This is a genomic window from Actinacidiphila sp. bgisy167, from assembly GCF_965342175.1.
Taxonomy (GTDB): domain Bacteria; phylum Actinomycetota; class Actinomycetes; order Streptomycetales; family Streptomycetaceae; genus Actinacidiphila.
The window spans coordinates 1-20,698 of sequence record NZ_CBDRBL010000103.1 but is presented as its reverse complement, the minus strand read 5'-3'; the positions used below and the strand labels follow the sequence as shown (position 1 = coordinate 20,698).

Below are 20,698 nucleotides of genomic sequence, written 5' to 3'. Positions count from 1 at the left end.
GGAGGACGGCGACCAGCGAGTACCAGCGGCTCCGCCGTGCACGCGGGTCGGGCACCAGGTCCAGGAAAGGTTGCAGGTCGGCAACTCGTCCGAGGCCCGGGGGACTCAGCTTCACCAGCACGGCGGGGATGGGAGAAGACATAGCGGCAGGCACGGGCCATCTCGTGATCGTTGAGCTTCGACACCACCAATGATCACGAAGCCCGTGCCTGCCCTGCTGTGCACCCCAAACGGTCACGGCTCACCCAACCACCCGACTCCGGAACTCGCCCAAGCCCTAAGCCCTGGGCCCTGGGGCCAGCGTCGCCCTTCGGTATCCTGGTCGGTTGATGCCCCTTTCCTGCGAAGACTCTGATCTGGGCAATCCAGACCACGCAGGTGAGGGGCAATCTTTCTGTCGGGTGACATCAATTCGTCAGCGTGGCCTGAATTTGAGGTTCAAAGAATGGAGTGGAAGCGGTGAGTTCGTCAACGGTTGGCGCGAGTGGCGACCAACAGTGTTTCCCCGTCGCGGAGGACATGAAGCGGCTGCTGGGCGAGAAGTCGACTCCTGCGGCGTTCCAGGCGGCGGTGGAAAGGGCCAGACAGCTGCTGGCCGAGGCGTACTCGGGCGTACTCAGGGAAGCCCTCACCGCGACGACCGGACACGACACCGTCGTTCCGGCCCACACCAGCCACTCTCGGCACGAACCAGCCGAAAGCCTGACGCACACGGTTCCGACCGGGCCCACCACGATTCCTGCGACCGGTACGGCTCCGCGGCCCTTCCTCGACGGACCCATGTCCGCTGCCGCAGTGCGTTCAGGCGCCCTGACAGATCAAGCGAACCAGGTCGACAACGCCCCAGACCACGTAAGCGCCCAGGATCTGCTCACTCACCCGGGCACCACCACACCCGGCACCGTATCCGATCCGGCCCAGGAGACCGGCGAACGGGTCGAGCACGGAGATCGCGGGCGGACCGGGGACACGCACGTACCAGCCGAAGCCGGGCCGTATCCGAACAATGCCACCTTGGAGGACGACCGCGTCCACCCCGTCATTTCCGCGGATGGGAACCAGCCCCAGTCGGAAGCCCCAGGAAAACAGCGCGAAAGCGGCGCAGCCGGACGGCCCACCGCCGTTCGGTACCCGGAGATAGACCCCGAGACGCGCGCCAACTGGCAGCAACCCTTCGATGAAGCGCGCGACCGCCTCGAGAACATGAACGATGGGGAAGCGGAGCGACTCTGGCCGAGCGTGGCCGCCGTCATGGACATCCACCACCAACCGCGGCCCACCATCCGGGACAATCTGGACCCCGGCTCCACCGAAGCACAGTACATGCGCCTGCACGACGACATGGCCAACGTCGTCGCCGAAGCCGTCCGGAACAACCCCGGAACGCCCACCGATGAAAACCACCCCGCCTACAAGATCTCCGAACAACTCAGCAAGGCGTTCAACACCCGCCCCACCGAAGGCCTGATTGGAGGAGCCCCCAAGCCAAGTGCGAGGCCGCCCTTGCCAACTCGGGCGGTGCAGCTCATACAGGACCTGCGGAACATGGAGAACTCTGCCGAAACCCAGCTCTCCGTTCCGGGATCACTCGGAGTCGACCATTTCGGCATTCTTCACCCTGCTCCCGTGCCGGATATGCTGATCAATCCGGAAACCGACATCGCCTACGATTACTCCCGCATCACCGCTGGTCAGTGGGTTTTTCTCCTCGAGAGCATGGACATGACGGGGCTCAAGGCCGATCCCGCGATAATGAACCCGCGGAAGTGGCCGAGCTTCAACGAAAAAATTTATTCCTATCACCGTGAAGATCTGGTCTGGAGTGATGCACCCAACGTTCCTCGACTGGCTTCCCGCGACGTGGAAACTCCGGCTCTCGTCCAGGCTATCTGGTTCGGTGACCCTCTGGTACGGGACGGTTATACGGCCAGTTTCTGGGACAACTACGGGGACGCGGCCCGCCGACTCGGCGACGAGGCCCTTTTCGTCCTGTGGACCGACATATCACGAGCGGACCTGGACCGGGTGAGGGCGTCGGGCCCGCAGAACGAGTGGGAGGCCCGCCTGCACAAGATGACTGAATGGGCCTTGTCCCACAACATCGCGCTTGTCAATGTGCACGAGGTGTTCAACGAGGCGCGGCCGATGCAGCTGCATTATGAGTTCATGACGGAAATGGCAAAACAGAGCGGTCCGGGATGGGCTGCGGCAAGCGACATCCTACGCCTGGAAGTCATGTCGATGGGGGGGATGTACAGCGACGGAGACAATGTCATATCGTCGCTGGCCGGGCTCTGGCAGGTCACTCATAGCACTGCCGGGTACGCCATCGGACACGGCGAGGCCGGAGTCGGCAACGCCGCCTTTGCGGCCCACAAGGGGCATCCGCTCTTCGACCTGCAAAGAAATTTCCTCAAGGGACATTATTCGAAATCACAGAAGAATCTTTACCCGCCGGAATTTCGAGAGCGCCCCAAAGAGTGGTTCGCCGAGCCCCGTGGCATGGTTGTGCGAAATTCGGTGATGCGCCGTTCAGGGCCTGATTCCTACAGGGAGCTGACGGACCTTCTGGGTTTGAGATACATGCAGGATATGCCCGCTATCGAGGGGCTGGAAGTCGGATACACCGGCAGCTGGGTCGTTCCTGCGACCGCCGTACCGAAACGTTCGTACACGCGCCCTGAGACCGTCGAATTCACTGCACGCGTCGTTCACACCCTGCTCCGTGGCCTGCTGGCCAACAGGCCGGGTGACCTGGACCTCGTTCGCGTGAACCGAGCGGTCACCCGGCACCCTGATCCGGATCTGGTCTGGCAGGCGGCCCTTGGCTACATTTCCTCCAGGGAGGACCTGAGGTCGCGGGTCACCGGAATCACACGCACAACACTCACACGCAACAGGAGGCAGACCGAACTACAGCGCATCGCACTGCCTCCCGCAGCTGAGGCCCTCTTTACTGAAGGGCGGCACCGGCCTCCCGTCGGCGATCATGAAGGCTGGTGGGCCGGTGATCAGTCCGAAGCCGTGACAATGCTTCCGCCTTCCGGGACCGCGGGCGTGCCGGGTGCTTTGAATGAGGCGGGCGGGTCGCGGCTGATTTCTGCCGCATCGCCCCAAGGATCTGTCCAGGACCACCGACGGCCCGTCAACAGCCCGCCAGGGAGAACATCGCAGGGTCACGCCGCCGCCCGGATCCCCGACCAGCGCGACAGCGAAAACGCAGTGACTCCCGTTGCTCTCGATCCACTTGCCGGATTGAATCCTGAAGGACCCCTGGCATCGGGTATAAGAGCTATGCACAGTCTGGCGCAACGAGCGGGTCTGGCCTCGTGGGATGTTCGCCCTGACGGGAACTGCTTCTTCTATTCGGTGCTCTCGATCCTGGCTCCGGTTCAAGGCGGGCAGCGAGAACTGGATCAAGCAGTTCAGGGACTGCGTAACCAGTTGGCCGACTATCTGGAGTCGGATGGTGAGTACTGGGATCAGAACGAATATGCCCTGGCCTACATGTACGCCTCGGAACACCCTGACCGGGATTCGGATCAGGTCGTGGAGGATTTGCTTTCCAGAGGGGAAGACGGCCGCTTCGAGGTGCTCTCTGCGCTTTCGACTCAGCTCCGCGAAATGAGCAGCTACAGCAATGCCGGCGGCGACCTCGTGCCCAACCTCTTCGCACGCCTTTATAACGTTTCACTGATCGTGCTGACCGTCGGCACCAACAGGGACCCGTACATCGTGCGGATCGGGGAGGGCACAAGGGAACTCCATCTGGTCCGTCACGACGGCGAACAGCACTGGACGCCTGCCCGGCCCACCTGGGAGGGCTGGAACATGGAGCACGCGCGCGAGGCGCTGAAGGCCGGGCGGTCGTATATGGCCCCCAGCGCGCCAGCAACGTCTGTGCATGTTCCGACGCGCCCTTTCCGGTCACTGCCCGATCCGACGCGGCAGGTCGCAACAGGAAGCGGTTCGGTGAAGGGGCCGGAGCACACAGGCGCCGGCGCAGTCCGTCAACGCGAGGTTCCTCCGCCGCTGCCGGAGAGCACGGCCGTACAGTCACCTGGTCCTGCCCGATCAAAGGATTCCCGCATCACGACAGACGCCCCGAGCCGACCCCGTCCGCTGCCGCAGCCGACGGCGCGGCAGGTCCCCCCGGCGAACTTCGAAGGACCGAGGCGGAACCAGGAAGCGCCCGTGCACAGGGACGAGAGCGTGCGGGCACTCGATGTTGCTGCGCCCGCCCGGCCCGATGCGGTGAAGGCGGATAGAAGGAATGCCCGCGTTTACGGGCACAAAGAAGACCGAATTGCTAAGGCCTGGAATGCCCAACTCCCTCAGCATGAGGAAGAGATGAGGCTGAGGGAGGAAGAGGAAAGGCGGAAAGAGAAGAGCCCGGCTCACCCGCAGGCCACCAAACGGCGGCCTTTTCCCCAGGTGCCCGGCACCGGCCGGCGACAGGGGGAGGATGTCTGGCATACCCGGACGCTCGGCGGTGCAGCCGGAGTGGCGAACCAAGCCGAGTTCGACCAGGAACCGGCAGAGCCGGTCGTCGCCCCCTCGCGTGTACCGGAGTCCGAGGGAAGCGGCCCGCTGCGGACCGCTGGAGGTGACTCTTCCACCCTGAGCAGCCAACCGACGGGGTGGAAGTCGCTTGCTCGTGACGTGTACCAGAGCATCCGGCCGGCACCACTGGGCATCGAGAGCCCTGGGGAACTCGATGCGTACTGGCGGGATGTGGAGGCGGTTGCGCAGGCGGGCATGTCCGTCGACAGGGTGGCCAAGTCTGCGGATACAGGGCGTGAAGTCGTTGCCAGCCCTCAGGCGCAGGCCGCGATGGAGGAGCGCGCCCAGGAGTTGGCCGAGCAGTACTGGGACAGTGTCGGCCTGACCCCGGAAACCCGGGACGCGGTCCGGTACCAGGAGATCACCGGGCCCGGTACGTTCCAGAGGGATCTCACGAGCCAGGTGGAATCGGCCCTGCGACGGCAGGGTGCCTCCCGCGCTGTCACTGTCGATGGCATCGTCAGGGCCTGGCAGCGGCTTCCCGAATTCCAGCGTCACCTTCCCCTGACGCAACTGGCCAACCACGTCGCCGACGGTATTGCCAGCAAGGTACCGGACGGCGCACACCAGGCCCCGCCCAGCGGGGTACGGCCCGCAACGGTTCCTGCGACAGGCATGGTTCAGCGATCCTTCCTCGAGGAACCCAGATCCGCCGCCACCGCCCCTCCGAGTGTCAGACCCGAGCCGATTCCCCCTGCCGCAGGGCAACGCCGCCCGGGCGGGTTGAGAAAGGACGAGCCCTCGGCCCTGGCACGCGCGGAATTGAATCGGGGCCCGATTCTCCGCCCGGCAGTGACCGACGACTCATCCGTAAACGGTCTGCTGTCGGCACTTCAGGACGGCACCCTGTCGGTGAAGGGTCGGACAGTCCTGCTCCAGCAGCTGAGCACCTTCACCGGCGCAATGAGCGACGAACAGCGAACGGCCTACGAAAGCCTACGGGCGCAGACGACCCCGAACGAGGCGCTGGACACGACGCGGAACCAGTCCCCGCAGACGGAACATGCTCGCCGGCAGGACGCATTCTTCTCGCCCGAGATGATCGGTTTCCCCAGAGGGAATCCTGCCTCCTGGAACCTCGACGATTTGACCGTTCAAAGGTCCTCGGTAGGTACGGTCGGCGTATTCTTCGTCTCCGACAGCCAAGGAAGAAAGGTCGTGGTGAAGGCGCAGGAGTCCGGCCCTGCGGTGAAATATGCCGACGAATTCATTCGACTGGTCGGCGGCATTAGAACTCCTGACTCTCGGTTCTACTCGCGAGGTTCCGAGGAGGCCGGAGTGCTGCGGGCCTTGATGGCACGCTCTGATTCCGATAGCCTCATATCAGCCAGGGCGGAACATTTTTCGGTCACCGAATTTGTCACAGGTAAATCCGTGAAGGAGATGTCGCCCCATGAAATCAAGGCATTCCTCGAGGACGAGAGGAGTGTGCGACAACTCGGCGCCCTGATCGCCGTCGACTCTTTCATTGAATACCCCGACAGATTCTACCGCGATAACGGATACTTCAACTGGGGGAACTTCCTCTACGACGCAGACCGAAGGGAGATAGTCGCAATCGACAACTTCATAGATACCGGGATGCGGACCATGAAAAAGCGCACCCTGCAACACAGGCTGAACGCGCTCGAGGACAATCTCTCGGACGGCGCGTTCGACTACGCCGCCACTCGCATTTCTATTATGCTCAGAGGATTTTCCAAAGACAAGAGCCAGGAGTTCCAGCAGCTCGCGGACCAGGCGCAGAATAATATTCTTTCGGGTGCAACAGCTGCTCGGGCGGTGATCGGTGAAAGGCTGCTCACCCATGAAGCCGCCTTGCGGCACAATCAACTGAGTGAGTTTTCCCGTAGATTCGTTCCGCAGGCCTACACGAAGGGCCTGGCCAAGTTCGGTCGGGCGCGATGGGGAATGAATCAGGGCGACTGGGACCTCGCCCCTGTCGCAGTTGCGGCCAACGAGCGGTTGATCGATTACTGGACTTCGAGAGGGGTGTCCTCCTGGAAACCGGAGGACGACGTCGCATCCACACATTCGTCGGATTCGGCGGAGTTCGGCCCGTTCGAGGACGACCTCGACGAGGCGCCCGTAATGGGGCAGGCCCCGCCCACCCCGGTCCGTGACGGCATGCCCCTGTCCCGCGAAGAAGCCCCGCGACTCCCCGACGCGAATCTCCACGCGAGTTCCTCGCTCCACCGGTCCGACGCGGCCACCGAGGATCTCGTCCGCGAATCCGACCCGGCCCAGGGCAGGGGCGAACAGGTCGAGCACCGAGATCAGGCGCAGACCGGGGACACGTACAGACGAACGGAACCCCAGCGATATGAGTGGAAACCGGTCGTGTCCTTCGCCGAGGAGACGGTGCCGGTGGCGACGGGCAGGCCGGGGGTGGGGCTACCGCTGGACGTGATCCGTCATCCGGCCCGGTTCACCGCAGAGGAGATCACCGGCTTGGAAGCGGTCCATGCCGAACACCTCCGGACCACGGCGGACGGCCCGGCCCTGGAAGCGGCTGTGGCCACCGCGACCGAGCAGGCCAAAAGAGTGATCGCGCAGACGATCGCTCACACACCCGGCTGGGGTATGGAGAACACGGACATCCTGCTGACCGCTCCCGCAGAAGGGCTCGTCGTGTGGATGATGATCGCCCAACAGGTCGCCAACAAACTCGACCACAGGGTCAAGGTCTCCATCGGGGAACAAGGTGATGAGCTCATAGAGATCTGCCCGCAGTGAACCCGGATCCACCGCACTCCCGACCGGAAACCGACGACCCGCGCTGCGGCCGCCGGCGGTCGGGGGGCGGGGTCTCGGGCTCGGCCTTGGTGCTACTCGTGGACGACGAGCCCGGCCACCGCGTTGTCGAAGGCCGTCCTGAAATCGCCCCATTGGGCGGTCGGCGCGGAGAGGTAGACGGCGAACTCCCGCCCGCCGGGCTCCCCGAAGCCGAGGTCGATGGCCCGGAAGTCGCGGGCCCGGCCCCGGAAGGCGAACTCCCAGACGGCGGCCGGGCGGTCACGCCACCGGGTGCTCTGCATCCGCAGCCGCTCGTAGCCCGCCACCTTGGGGATGGTCTGCCGCTCCTCCTCCTCGAAATGTTCCAGCGGGTCGCTCGCCGCGTAGTCCAGCGTGCTGATCCGCAGGCCGGCCAGTCCGCTCGGGTCGACGTAGATGACCTCGTCGCCCTTCTCCTGACGGGTCCACCCGTCGGGCACCGGGACCGAGAAGCCCTTGCCCGGCTCTTCGGCGAGGTGGTATCCGGCCGGCACGGGCGACGGGCCGGGAGTGGAGGGGGCGGCGGCTGGGGAGGACGGCGGCGCGGACGCTGCCGGGTGGCCCGGAGGTGCCGTCCCCGCACCCCGGGTGCCGGCGGGGGCGCCGAAGTGCTGTGCGGCGTAGAAGCCGCCGCCGGCGAGGACGGCGGCCATCACCGCGGCGACCAGCGCCCACGCGCCCATGCGACGCCGGCGCTGCGTGGCCTGCGGGGCTGGGGCCCGCGGGGCCACCGGGGCATCGGGGGCCGACGGGGCCCGCGGCGGCGCGGGCCGCGGATCAGGGGCCGCGGGCCGCACGACGGCGGTCGGCTCGGTGGGCGGCAGCAGGAGGCTCTCGCGGGGGACGCGCGCGGTCTCGGTCTCGGCGGCGCTCGCCCGCAGCATCCGTTCCGCCTCCGCCGCCGAAAGACGGTCCCCCGGCTCGCGCACCAGCAGCCCGGCGATCACCGGCCCCAGCGGTCCCGCGTTCCGTGCCACCGGCACCTCGCCCGTCGCGATCGCGTACGCCGTCTCGATGGGCGTGTCCCGGCGGAACGGCGCACGCCCCTCCACCGCCTGGAACAGCGTCGCCCCGAGGGCCCACAGGTCCGCCTCCGGCCCCGGCGCGCCCCCGGTCAGCCGTTCCGGCGCGAGGAAGTCGACCGAACCGATCAGCTCTCCGGTCCGCGTCAGCGTGGACGTCCCCGAGGCCTGCGCGATCCCGAAGTCCGTCAGCACCACCCGGCCCGACTCCGACAGCAGCACGTTGCCCGGCTTCACGTCCCGGTGCAGCACCCCCGCCGTGTGCGCGGCGCGCAGCGCGGCGACCATGGCCCGCCCGATCCGGGCGGCCTCCCCCGGCGCCACCGGGCCCCGCTCCTTCAGCAGCTCGCCCAGGGTGACGGACGGCACGTACTCCATGACGATGGCAGGGGCGCCCTCGTCGTCGACCACGTCGTGGACGACGATCACATGGGGGTGGCTGATACGCGCCGCGCTGCGCGCCTCCCGCCGGGTCCGCTCGAACAGCGTCTCCAGCTCGTCGTCCTGCAGGTGCTGCTGCGGGGCGTGCAGCCGCTTGACGGCCACCGCACGCCCCAGCAGCTCGTCCTCGGCCCGCCAGACGGTGCCCATGCCGCCGCGGCCCACCTGCTCGATCAGCCGGTACCTCCCGGCGACCAGGCGTCCGAGGTCGGACATCGCGCGCCCCTTCCTGCCGTACCAGAAGGAACGATATCCGGCGGAGCGGGCGGACCCCGCAAGGCCATGGCCCCGGCTTCACCCGGCGTGCTGCTCCCATTACAGCGGGACGATGTCCGGGGCTCCCAGGCGGGCCGCGTCCGCGGTCTGGTCGTCGGGCTGGCGCTGGGACTCCCGCTCGGCCTCGACCCGCTTCTCGTAGTGCTCGACCTCCTTCTCCACCTGCGCCTTGTCCCAGCCGAGGACTGGCGCCATCAGCTCGGCGGCCTCCCGGGCGCCTAGCGTGCCGCGGTCGAAGGTCTCGATGGAGATCCGGGTCCGCCGGGTGAGCACGTCGTCCAGGTGCCGCGCCCCCTCGTGCGAGGCGGCGTAGACGACCTCGGCGCGCAGGTAGTCGTCGGCCCCGCCCAGCGGGCGGCCCAGCGACGGGTCGTTCTCGATCAGCCGCAGCAGTTCCTCGCAGAGCGAGCCGTAGCGGTTGAGCAGGTGCTCGATCCGCGCCACGTGCAGACCGGTGCGCGCCGCGATCCTGGCCCGCGCGTTCCACAGCGCGTGGTAGCCCTCCGCGCCGGCCAGCGGGATGTCCTCGGTGACGCACTCGGCGACCCGGTGCGCCAGGCCGTGCACGGCCGCGTCCACCGCGTCCTTGGCCATCACCCGGTACGTCGTGTACTTGCCGCCCGCCACGACCACCAGGCCCGGCACCGGGTGCGCCACGGTGTGCTCGCGCGACAGCTGGCTGGTGGCCTCCGACTCCCCCGCCAGCAGCGGGCGCAGTCCCGCGTACACGCCCTCCACGTCGTCGCGGGTCAGCGGCACGGCGAGCACCGAGTTGACGTGCTCCAGCAGATAGTCGATGTCGGCGCTGGAGGCCGCCGGGTGGGACTTGTCCAGGCTCCAGTCGGTGTCCGTCGTCCCGACGACCCAGTGGCGGCCCCAAGGGATCACGAAGAGCACGCTCTTCTCGGTCCGCAGGATCAAACCCGTCGACGAATGGATCCGGTCCTTCGGCACGACCAGGTGTATGCCCTTGGACGCTCGCACGTGGAACTGGCCGCGCTCCCCGATCAGGGCCTGCGTGTCGTCCGTCCACACCCCGGTGGCGTTCACGACCTGCCGGGCGCGCACCTCGTAGACGCCTCCGCCCTCCACGTCCTCGACCCGGGCGCCCACCACGCGCTCGCCCTCGCGCAGGAAGCCGATCACCCGGGCCCGGTTCGCGGCCATCGCACCGTAGGCGGAGGCCGTCCTGACCAGCGTCATCGTGTACCGGGCGTCGTCCATCTGCGCGTCGTAGTACTGCAGCGCCCCGACCAGGGCGTCCTTGCGCAGGCACGGCGCCACACGCAGCGCGCTCCGGCGGCTGAGGTGACGGTGGTGCGGCAGGCCCCGGCCGTTCCCGGAGGACAGCGCCATCGTGTCGTACAGCGTCACACCCGCCCCCGCGTAAAGGCGCTCCCAGACACGGTGCTGCAGCGGGTAGAGGAACGGCACGGGCTTCACCAGGTGCGGCGCCAGGCGCTGAAGCAGCAGACCGCGCTCCTTGAGGGCCTCCCGGACCAGGGCGAAGTCCAGCATCTCCAGGTAGCGCAGCCCGCCGTGGATCAGCTTGCTCGACCGGCTCGACGTCCCCGACGCCCAGTCGCGGGCCTCCACGATGCCGGTGGCCAGCCCGCGCGTCGCGGCGTCCAGCGCCGTCCCGGCGCCGACGACGCCCGCGCCCACCACGAGTACGTCGAGTTCCTGTTCCGCCATCCGGGCGAGCGCGGAGGCACGCTCCGCCGGTCCCAGTGTCGCCGTCAGCATCCTGGCCTCCCGTCGTGACGCGGGGTCGCGCCTGAGCGCATTCCCCGTCCCCACGATCGTTACCCGTGTCGTCGCGGCCGGCACGTCGGGCTCCGCGGGGTGCCCGCCTGTCCTTCGCCGTGTTCGGTCTCCGGGTCGACGCTGATGCTGTCGACAGCGGCAGGGGCGATCGGGCGTGATGGGGAACCTGGACCGCGTGGCGTGCAGTCATATCAGCTATCTGTCTGGTTAGCCTGATTTCGCGCCATTCGGGTAGCAGGGCGCCCCCCGTCCCCTTGAGGACGCCCCCGTCGCTGGAGAGGACCCCCATGCCCGTAGACCTCGCAGTCATCGGACTCGGCCACGCCGGCCTGCCCCTCGCGCAGGCGGCCAGCGCCGCCGGCCTCGGGGTGATCGGGTACGAACCGGACGAGCACGTGGTGGACGCGATCAACGCCGGCAGCCGGGTGCCCTGCGGGGCGCTGGCCGCCGCGGACGTGCGGCGGATGCTCGCGGGCGGTTTCCGGGCGACCGCGGACGCGGCCGCCCTGGGCCGGGTCCGGGCGGCCGTACTGTGCGCGCCCACCCCGCTCGGGGCGGACGGGCGGCCGGATCTGACGGCGCTGGAGGCGGCCGCCCACGCGCTGGCCGGGCAGCTGCGCCCGCACAGCACGGTGGTCCTGGAGTCGCCGGTGTACCCGGGCACGACGGAGGACTTCCTGCGTCCGCTGCTGGAGGAGGGGTCCGGCCTGCGGGCCGGCCACGGCTTCCACCTGGCCTACGCCCCGGCGCGGCGCCCCGGCACGCCCAAGGTGATCGGCGGGCTCACCCCCGCCTGCACGGAGGCCGCGGCCGTCTTCTACGGCCGGTTCACCGAGCGCATCGTCCGGGCGCGGGGGGTGCGCGAGGCGGAGAGCGTGCACCTGCTGGAGACCAACTACCGCCACGTCAGCATCGCGCTGGCCAACGAGATGGCCGTGTTCTGCCACGACATCGGCGTGGACGTCTGGGACGTCATCCGCTGCGCCGAGACCCATCCCCATGGCTTCCAGGCCTTCCGCCCCGGCCCCGGGGTGGGCGGCCACACCATGCCGCTCGACCCGGGGCGCCAGCCGTACCAGGAGCGGGTACCCGGGCATCCGCTGCGTCTGGTGGAGCACGCACAGGTGGTCAACGCCCGTATGCCGCGCTACGTGGTGCAGCGGGCCGCGGCGCTGCTGAACGAGCACGGCAAGTCGCTGCGCGGGGCGCGCGTGCTGCTGCTGGGCGTGACGTACCAGCCGGACCTGCCGGACCAGGAGCGCTCACCGGCCATGGAGATCGCCGCCCGCCTGCTCGAACTGGGGGCGCAGCTCAGCTACCACGACCCGTATGTGCCGCGGTGGCGGGTGCTGGACCGCCCGGTCCCGCGCGCCGACTCGCTGTGGGAGGCCGCGGCGGACGCCGATCTGACGGTCCTGCTGCAGCACCACCGCACCTATGACCTTCAGGGCCTGGCCGTGAAGGCCCAGCTGCTGCTGGACACCCGCGGGGCCACCCCGGCCGGGGCGGCGGCCCGGCTGTGAGCTCCGATGGTCCGCCCCGGCACGACGATCACCTCGACGAGCGCGAGCGGCGCGACGACGTACGGCGACTGCGGGGGCGCCGCCCGGTCAGCGGTGCTGCGCCGGCGAGACCGTCACCTCGACCCGCTGGAACTCCTTCAGCTCGGAGTAGCCGGTGGTGGCCATCGCGCGGCGCAGCGCGCCGAAGAAGTTCATGGAGCCGTCGGGCGCGTGGGAGGGGCCGAGCAGGATCTGCTCGGTCGTGCCGGCGGTGCCCAGGTTCATACGCTTGCCCCGCGGAAGCTCCTCGTGGGTGGCCTCCATGCCCCAGTGGTAGCCGCGGCCGGGCGCGTCGGTGGCGCGGGCCAGCGGGGAACCCATCATCACCGAGTCAGCGCCGCAGGCGATCGCCTTGGGCAGGTCGCCGCTGGAGCCGAAGCCGCCGTCCGCGATGACGTGCACGTAGCGGCCGCCGGACTCGTCCATGTAGTCGCGGCGGGCGGCGGCCACGTCGGCGACCGCGGTCGCCATCGGCACCTGGATGCCGAGGACGTTGCGGGTGGTGTGGGCGGCGCCGCCGCCGAAGCCGACGAGGACACCCGCGGCGCCGGTGCGCATCAGGTGCAGCGCGGCGGTGTAGGTGGCGCAGCCGCCCACGATGACGGGGACGTCGAGTTCGTAGATGAACTGCTTGAGGTTGAGCGGCTCGTGGGAGCCCGACACGTGCTCGGCGGAGACGGTCGTGCCGCGGATGACGAAGATGTCCACGCCCGCGTCGACCACGGCCTTGGAGAACTGCGCGGTGCGCTGCGGGGAGAGCGCGGCGGCCGTGACCACACCGGCGTCGCGCACCTCCTTGATGCGCTGCCCGATCAGCTCCTCCTTGATCGGCTCCGCGTAGATCTCCTGCAGGCGCCGGGTGACGGAGGCGTCGTCCAGCTCGGCGATCTCGGCGAGCAGCGGCTCGGGGTCCTCGTAGCGGGTCCACAAGCCCTCGAGGTTGAGCACGCCCAGGCCGCCGAGGTTGCCGATGCGGATCGCGGTCTCCGGGGAGACCACCGAGTCCATCGGTGCCGCGAGGAAGGGCAGGTCGAAGCGGTAGGCGTCGATCTGCCACGCGATCGAGACCTCCTTGGGGTCCCGCGTACGGCGGCTCGGGACGACGGCGATGTCGTCGAATGCGTATGCCCTGCGGCCGCGCTTGCCCCGCCCGATCTCGATCTCAGTCACTGTCGCTATGCCTTTCCTTCGTGGCCTGCCCTGTCCAGTATCCCAGGCAGGGCAGCCGGAAGCCCGCGGCCGTGCGGGCCGCGGGCTCCGGATCGTCCGCTCGTACCGTCAGCGCGTGTGGTAGTTCGGCGCCTCGGTGGTCATCTGGATGTCGTGCGGGTGGCTCTCCTTGAGGCCGGCCGCGGTGATCCGCACGAAGCGGCCCTTCTCCTTGAGCTCGGGGATCGTGGCGGAGCCGACGTAGCCCATGGAGGAGCGCAGGCCGCCGATGAGCTGGTGGGCCACCGCGGAGAGCGGGCCGCGGTAGGGCACCTGGCCCTCGATGCCCTCGGGGACGAGCTTGTCCTCGGAGAGCACGTTGTCCTGGAAGTAGCGGTCCTTGGAGTAGGACTGGGCCTGCCCGCGCGACTGCATCGCCCCGAGCGAGCCCATGCCGCGGTACGACTTGAACTGCTTGCCGTTGATGAAGAGCAGCTCCCCGGGCGACTCCTCGCAGCCCGCGAGGAGGCTGCCCAGCATCACGGTGTCCGCGCCGGCCGCGATGGCCTTGGCGATGTCGCCGGAGTACTGCAGGCCGCCGTCGCCGATCAGCGGGACGCCGGCCGGGCCGGCCGCGAGGGATGCCTCGTAGATCGCCGTCACCTGCGGGGCGCCGACGCCGGCGACGACGCGGGTGGTGCAGATGGAGCCGGGGCCGACGCCGACCTTGATGCCGTCGGCGCCCGCGTCGATCAGCGCCTGGGCGCCGTCGCGGGTGGCGACGTTGCCGGCCACCACGTCGATCTTGATGTTGGCCTTGACCTTCGCGACCATGTCGAGGATGCCGCGGCTGTGCCCGTGGGCGCTGTCGATGACCAGGAAGTCGGCGCCGGCCTCGACCAGTCGCTGGGCGCGCAGGAAGGCCTCGTCGCCGACGCCCACGGCGGCGCCGACGAGCAGCCGGCCCTCGGCGTCCTTGGCGGCGTTGGGGTACTTCTCGGCCTTCACGAAGTCCTTGACCGTGATCAGGCCCTTGAGGCGGCCCTCGTCGTCGACGAGCGGCAGCTTCTCGATCTTGTGCTTGCGCAGCAGCTCCATCGCCTCGACGCCCGAGATGCCGACCTTCCCCGTGACCAGCGGCATCGGCGTCATGACCTCGCGGACCTGCCGGGAGCGGTCGCTCTCGAACGCCATGTCGCGGTTGGTCACGATACCCAGCAGCTTGCCGGAGGGGTCGGTGACCGGGACGCCGCTGATGCGGAACTTGCCGCACAGGGCGTCCGCCTCGGCGAGGGTGGCCTCCGGGTGGACGGTGATCGGGTCGGTCACCATGCCGGACTCGGACCGCTTCACCAGGTCCACCTGGTTGACCTGGTCCTCGATGGACAGGTTGCGGTGGAGCACGCCCACACCGCCCTGGCGGGCCATCGCGATGGCCATCCGCGCCTCGGTGACCTTGTCCATCGCCGCGGAGAGCAGCGGGATGTTCACGGTGACGTTCCGGGAGACCCTCGAGCGGGTGTCGACCTGGTTCGGCACGACGTCCGACGCACCCGGGAGCAGCAACACGTCGTCGTAGGTGAGTCCGAGCAACCCGAACTTGTCGGCTACTCCGTCGGCGTTCAGCGTCATGACACCTTCCCCATGGTCTTGCCCGGCGAGATGTTCAATGCTAATGGCTCCCACGGGCAACCCGTCCCGCCGCCCGAACGGCACCGGAACGACGCCGACACCGATGCCGACGCCGACGCCGACGCCGACGCCGACGCCGCAACGGCACCGGGACCGCGCCGGTACCGGTGGACTAGGCGCTCAACCCCGGGGCGCCCGTGGCGGCTTCCTCCGCCAGCGCGCGCAGCCGGGACAGCGCCCGGTGCTGGGCCACCCGGACGGCGCCCGGCGACATGCCGAGCACCTGACCGGTCTCCTCCGCGGTGAGGCCCACGGCGACCCGGAGCAGCACCAGCTCCCGCTGGTGCTCCGGGAGGTTGGCGAGCAGCTTCCGCGCCCACTCCGCGTCGCTGCTGAGCAGCGCCCGCTCCTCCGGACCGAGGGAGTCGTCCGGCTGCTCGGGCATCTCGTCGGAGGGCACGGCCGTCGAGCCCGGCCCGCGCATGGCGGCCCGTTGCAGGTCGGCGACCTTGTGCGCGGCGATGCCGAAGACGAAGGCCTCGAAGGGCCGACCCTGGTCCCGGTAGCGGGGCAGGGCGCAGAGCACCGCGAGGCAGACCTCCTGGGCGAGGTCGTCCACGAAGTGGCGGGCGTCGCCCGGGAGCCGCGACAGCCTGGTGCGGCAGTAGCGCTCGGCGAGCGGGTGCACATGGGCGAGCAGGTCGTGCGTCGCCTGCTCGTCGCCGTCCACCGCCCGACGTACGAGTGCCCCTATGGCTGTCTCATTGCCGGTGGCCTCGTCGCGCATCCGTCCATAGTGCATCCCCGAGGGCCGCTCCGTGCGCTCGGACCCGAGGTTGTGCTCCGAAGCGTTATGCGACGCGTCGTGTGGAGCGTTGCGAGGGACCGCACCGGCCGTAGTCATGTCATGCACCCGCCGCCCCGCCCGACCGTGTCCCCGAGAGTCCATGCCTCAAGCATGCGCCCTCGGCGCGGAAACCGGTACGAGCGGGGCAGCCGCACAGCCGCCCCACGGCTCATCGGCCCCTCAGCCCTCAAAGCCGCTGCCTCAGCGCACCAGGCCCCAGCGGAAGCCGAGCGCCACCGCGTGGGCCCGGTCCGAGGCGCCGAGCTTCTTGAAGAGGCGTCGCGCGTGCGTCTTGACGGTGTCCTCGGAGAGGAAGAGCTCGCGGCCGATCTCGGCGTTGGAACGGCCGTGGCTCATGCCCTCCAGCACCTGGATCTCGCGGGCGGTCAGGGTCGGGGCGGCGCCCATCTCGGCCGAGCGCAGCCGGCGCGGGGCGAGCCGCCAGGTCGGGTCGGCCAGCGCCTGGGTGACCGTGGCCCGCAACTCGGCGCGCGAGGCGTCCTTGTGCAGGTATCCGCGGGCACCGGCGGCGACGGCGAGGGCTACCCCGTCCAGGTCCTCGGCGACCGTGAGCATGATGATGCGGGCTCCGGGGTCGGCGGACAGCAGCCGCCGCACGGTCTCCACCCCGCCGAGGCCGGGCATCCGGACGTCCATCAGGATGAGGTCCGAGCGGTCGGCGCCCCAGCGGCGGAGGACTTCCTCGCCATTGGCCGCGGTCGTCACACGCTCCACGCCGGGCACGGTCGCAACCGCGCGGCGCAGGGCCTCTCGGGCAAGCGGGGAGTCGTCGCAGACGAGAACGGAAGTCATGACCGTCCTCCGCAGCTGATCCGCGTCACGTTGAGCCTCCAGGCTGTACGAATCGTTCACCGGCGAGGATGACGGCCTCGGGCGCCTGCCCGATTAGTTCGACCGCCAACCACTTCCGCACCTTCAACGACCCTCACTCGAAAGAGTTACGGAGTTTGGCGGGCAACTCGCGCACTCTCCGTGCGCGGACCGACACGGAACAGCAACGTCGCAGGTCGGCGGGGGTTCGGCGGATCACAAAAGGCTGCTTGGCGCGAGCCCGCTTGCAGCACACGCCGACCGCCGACCGGGGGGCAATGTCAGATTTTGCCTGTTTGGCGGCTTTTTACCCGCATGGCGGGAGTTCGTTGGCGATTTTGTGATGAATCATATTTACATCTACTTCGACAGTAGATGTAACGTCGAGAGCACCTCCCTGGGCTACCCGCCTGGACGGTGTCCCTGCAGCCCACCTCTCGAGGAGATGAGCAATGGCAGACTTCTCCCGCCTCCCGGGCCCCAACGCCGACCTCTGGGACTGGCAGCTGGTCGCCGCCTGCCGCGGTGTCGACAGCTCCCTCTTCTTCCACCCCGAGGGAGAGCGCGGTGCCGCCCGGAGCGCGCGTGAGGCGGCGGCGAAAGAGGTGTGCATGCGCTGCCCCGTCCGCGCCGAGTGCGCGACGCACGCTCTGACGGTCCGCGAACCCTACGGGGTCTGGGGCGGACTCACCGAGGACGAGCGCGAGGAGATGATGGGCCGGTCCCGCAACCGGCTCATGAGCTCGCACGCCACCGGAAGTCACTGACTCACCGACATCGCAGACGACGAGGAAACGTTTCATCACAAGCGACGGAGGTGCCGCGGAGCCGGACCCGTCGGGGCTCGCGCGAAGCCGCGAGCCACCCCCAGCGCCTCTGCCGACACCGGGCCCGAGCCTCTCGGGCGGTGCCGGCCCGACGTCGCGGCGCGCGTCGGCAGGACGCGGGTCCCGCACGGCTCGCGGCAGCTCCGTCCGCGGCCACCGGCCGGGCGCCGTCGCCGGGCGGCAGCCGGGCTTCCCGGCCCGCGCCGTGCCCGTCCCCCGTCCGCCGGACCGGAAAGTCGCGCGTCGCCGCGTCGACGGACGCGATCCATGCCCCCGAGGGGCGGACTCCGACGAAGCCCACCCGCCCTTTCCGGCGCCCGGCACCGCCTCCCCCGACCCCGCCGCGGGCCACGCCCGACCCTTCGCGCACACGTCTCCTCCCGGAGTCACCCTCGGTGACCGATGGACTTCGGGCCGTTCCGGGGGCAGGCTGAGGAGTCATGGACATCGCCGGGGAATTCGCGCTGGACGCCGGGATCACCTACCTCAACACCGCCTCCTCGGGCATCGGCCCGCTCCGCGCCGCCGAGGCGCTGCGCACCGCCGCGGCCTCCTGGTCCGGCGGCACCGACGACTGGCTGCGCCATGAACGCGCCCTGTCCGCCGCCCGCGCCGCCTATGCCCGCATCACCGGGGTCGCCGCCGAGCGCGTCGCTCTCGGCTCCTCCGTCTCCACCCACGTCGGCATGATCGCCACCGCCCTCCCCGCGGGGGCCGAAGTCGTGCTGGCCGACGGCGACTTCAGCTCCCTGGTCAACCCCTTCGCCTCGCGGGCCGACGTCACGGTGCGCACCGTGCCCCTGGAAGGCATCGCCGACGCCGTGCGCCCCGCCACCGCCCTCGTCGCCGTCAGCGCCGTGCAGTCCGCGGACGGCAGGGTCGCCGACCTGGCGGCGGTCCGCGAGGCAGCGTCCCGGCACGGGGCGCGTGTGCTCGTCGACGCCACCCAGGCGGCCGGCTGGCTGCCGCTGAGCGCGGACGGCCTCGACTACGTGGTGTGCGGCGGCTACAAGTGGCTGCTCGCCCCCCGCGGGGTGTCCTTCCTGACCGTGCGCGAGGGCGCCGAGGACGGGGTGTCCGCGCAGTTCGCCGGCTGGTACGCGGCCGAGGACCCGTGGGACGACTGCTACGGACCGGTCACGCGCCTCGCGCGGTCGGCCCGGCGGTTCGACGTGCTGCCGCCGCTGCTGCCGTACCTGGCCGGGGCGGTCTCGCTGGGCCTGGTCGAGGAGCTGGGGGTCGAGGCCGTCGGCGCCCATGACACCGCGCTGGCCGAGCGCTTCCGCGCGGGCCTGCTGCGGCTCGGCCACAAGGCGGTGCCGTCCGGCGCGCGGCCCTCGGCGATCGTGGCCGTCCCGGGCCTCGGCGACGCGGCGGAGCGGCTGGCCGCCGCCGGCATCCGCGTGTCGGCCCGCGCGGGGAACCTGCGGGCGGCCTTCCACCTGTACAACACCGAGGCGGACGTCGACCGGCTGCTGCGGGTGCTCGCGGCGTGAGGGTCGGGCCGCCGGAAAACGCCTCGCCGTGTGCCGGACGGGCACCGTACGGTCGCGGGATGAGACTGCTCTCGGTGAACGTGGGCCGGCCCCGTCCCAACCCCTGGAAGGCGAGCGGGACGACCGGCATCGACAAGCACCCGGTCGCGGGCCCCGTGGCGGTGACCGCGCCAGGCCCCAAGGGCACCGGCGCGGTCGGCCTCGCCGGCGACCGGGTGTACGACGTGGCCCACCACGGCGGCGCCGACCAGGCGGTGTACGCCTACGCCCGCGAGGACCTCGACACCTGGGAGCGCCGGCTCGACCTGCCGCTGCGGGGCGGGATGTTCGGGGAGAACCTGACCACCTCGGGCGTCGACGTCAACGGGGCGCTGATCGGCGAGCGCTGGCGCATCGGCGGGCCCGGCGGCGCCGTCCTGGAGGTGTCCTGCCCGCGGATCCCCTGCGCCACCTTCCAGGGCTGGCTGGAACAGGGGGGCTGGGTCAGGACGTTCACGCGGGCCGCGCTGCCCGGCGCCTACCTGCGGGTCGCCGAAGCCGGGCAAGTGCGGGCCGGCGACCCGGTCGAGATCGTCCACCGCCCGGACCACGAGGTCACCGTCGCGCTGACCTTCCGGGCGGTCACCCTCGAGCCCGAGCTGCTCCCCCGGCTGCTGGCGGCGGACGCGCTCCCGCGAGATGTGCGCGCCGCGGCCCGCAGGCGCACGGGGGCTGACTAGCCTGCGGACATGACGACTTCACTGATCACGGGAGCGACCGCGGGAATCGGCTCGGCCTTCGCGCGCCGGCTGGCGGAGGACGGCCACGCCCTCGTCCTGGTCGCCCGCGACGAGCAGCGGCTGGAGGAGCGCGCGGAGCAGCTGCGGCGCGCGTACGGGGTGAGCGTCGAGGTGCTGCCCGCCGACCTGTCGGCGGGCAAGGGCATCGAGACGGTCGAGGCGCGGCTGCGCGACCGCGAGCGGCCGGTCGACGTGCTGGTCAACAACGCGGGCTTCGGCAACCGCGGCGGCTTCGGCGACGTGCCGATGAGCGATGAGCTGACCATGCTCAAGGTGCACTGCGAGGCGGTGCTCCGGCTGACCGGCGCCGCGACCGAGGCCATGCGGGAGCGCGGACGCGGATTCGTGATCAACGTCGCCTCGGTGGCGGCCTTCGTGCCGCGCGGCACCTACGGGGCGAGCAAGGCGTGGGTCGTCCACTTCACCCAGGGGGTGGCCCGGGAGCTGGCGGGGACCGGCGTGCGGCTGATGGCGCTCTGCCCGGGCTTCGTCCGCACCGAGTTCCACCAGCGGGCCGGGATGGAGACGAGCGGCATTCCCTCGTGGGCGTGGCTGGACGCCGACAAGGTGGTCGCCGCGGCCCTGCGCGACCTGGCCCGCGGACGTTTGCTGAGCGTGCCGGACCCCCGCTACAAGGCCGCGGTGGTCGCGGCCAAGCTGGCGCCGGGCGGAGCGCTCGGCCGGTTCTCGACGAAGGCGGGAAAGCGCTTCGGCCCGGCCTATCCGCTCGA

The 20,698-nt window shown here is 70.0% G+C and carries 12 protein-coding genes; 6 read left to right on the top strand and 6 right to left on the bottom strand.

The window, feature by feature from the left end:
- Positions 1-519: 519 nt before the first annotated feature.
- Positions 520-7,299 (top strand): hypothetical protein, encoded by a 6,780-nt coding sequence (locus ACRWND_RS27535; RefSeq protein WP_431954093.1) that lies wholly within the window; start codon positions 520-522, stop codon positions 7,297-7,299.
- 92 nt (positions 7,300-7,391) lie between these two features.
- Here the strand turns inward: ACRWND_RS27535 and ACRWND_RS27530 are convergent, their stop codons facing one another.
- Both ACRWND_RS27530 and ACRWND_RS27525 read right to left on the bottom strand, forming a co-directional pair.
- Positions 7,392-9,017, bottom strand: a complete 1,626-nt coding sequence (locus ACRWND_RS27530; RefSeq protein ID WP_431954091.1) for a serine/threonine-protein kinase — start codon at positions 9,015-9,017, stop codon at positions 7,392-7,394.
- Between the two features lie 99 nt (positions 9,018-9,116).
- Positions 9,117-10,823: a glycerol-3-phosphate dehydrogenase/oxidase gene (locus tag ACRWND_RS27525; RefSeq protein ID WP_431954089.1), complete on the bottom strand. Its 1,707-nt coding sequence runs from the start codon at positions 10,821-10,823 to the stop codon at positions 9,117-9,119.
- A gap of 308 nt (positions 10,824-11,131) precedes the next feature.
- Between ACRWND_RS27525 and ACRWND_RS27520 the strand changes: the two genes are divergently transcribed.
- Positions 11,132-12,367 (top strand): nucleotide sugar dehydrogenase, encoded by a 1,236-nt coding sequence (locus ACRWND_RS27520; protein ID WP_431954087.1) that lies wholly within the window; start codon positions 11,132-11,134, stop codon positions 12,365-12,367.
- Between the two features lie 87 nt (positions 12,368-12,454).
- Here ACRWND_RS27520 and ACRWND_RS27515 read toward each other — a convergent pair whose 3' ends face one another.
- The 4 genes from ACRWND_RS27515 to ACRWND_RS27500 all read right to left on the bottom strand — a co-directional run bounded on the left by ACRWND_RS27515 (position 12,455) and on the right by ACRWND_RS27500 (position 16,847).
- On the bottom strand, positions 12,455-13,576 hold the full coding sequence (locus ACRWND_RS27515) for a GuaB3 family IMP dehydrogenase-related protein (RefSeq protein WP_431954085.1): 1,122 nt from the start codon (positions 13,574-13,576) through the stop codon (positions 12,455-12,457).
- A 108-nt stretch (positions 13,577-13,684) separates the two neighbouring features.
- Positions 13,685-15,187: an IMP dehydrogenase gene (guaB, locus tag ACRWND_RS27510; RefSeq protein ID WP_431954083.1), complete on the bottom strand. Its 1,503-nt coding sequence runs from the start codon at positions 15,185-15,187 to the stop codon at positions 13,685-13,687.
- 172 nt (positions 15,188-15,359) lie between these two features.
- Positions 15,360-15,974, bottom strand: a complete 615-nt coding sequence (locus tag ACRWND_RS27505; RefSeq protein ID WP_431954081.1) for a sigma-70 family RNA polymerase sigma factor — start codon at positions 15,972-15,974, stop codon at positions 15,360-15,362.
- Positions 15,975-16,235: 261 nt separating this feature from the next.
- On the bottom strand, positions 16,236-16,847 hold the full coding sequence (locus ACRWND_RS27500) for a response regulator transcription factor (protein ID WP_003948568.1): 612 nt from the start codon (positions 16,845-16,847) through the stop codon (positions 16,236-16,238).
- A gap of 470 nt (positions 16,848-17,317) precedes the next feature.
- Between ACRWND_RS27500 and ACRWND_RS27495 the strand changes: the two genes are divergently transcribed.
- From ACRWND_RS27495 to ACRWND_RS27480, 4 genes are all read left to right on the top strand, one after another.
- The gene (locus ACRWND_RS27495) at positions 17,318-17,632 is read left to right on the top strand and encodes a WhiB family transcriptional regulator (RefSeq protein ID WP_431954042.1); all 315 of its coding nucleotides are present in this window, start codon (positions 17,318-17,320) and stop codon (positions 17,630-17,632) included.
- 500 nt (positions 17,633-18,132) lie between these two features.
- Positions 18,133-19,188, top strand: coding sequence for an aminotransferase class V-fold PLP-dependent enzyme (locus tag ACRWND_RS27490; RefSeq protein ID WP_431954040.1), 1,056 nt, complete (start codon positions 18,133-18,135; stop codon positions 19,186-19,188).
- A 59-nt stretch (positions 19,189-19,247) separates the two neighbouring features.
- A complete protein-coding gene (locus ACRWND_RS27485) occupies positions 19,248-19,907 on the top strand; it encodes an MOSC domain-containing protein (protein WP_431954038.1) in 660 nt (219 codons plus the stop codon).
- A gap of 9 nt (positions 19,908-19,916) precedes the next feature.
- Positions 19,917-20,698 (top strand): SDR family NAD(P)-dependent oxidoreductase (locus ACRWND_RS27480; protein WP_431954036.1); only part of this gene is annotated, 782 nt, incomplete at its 3' end.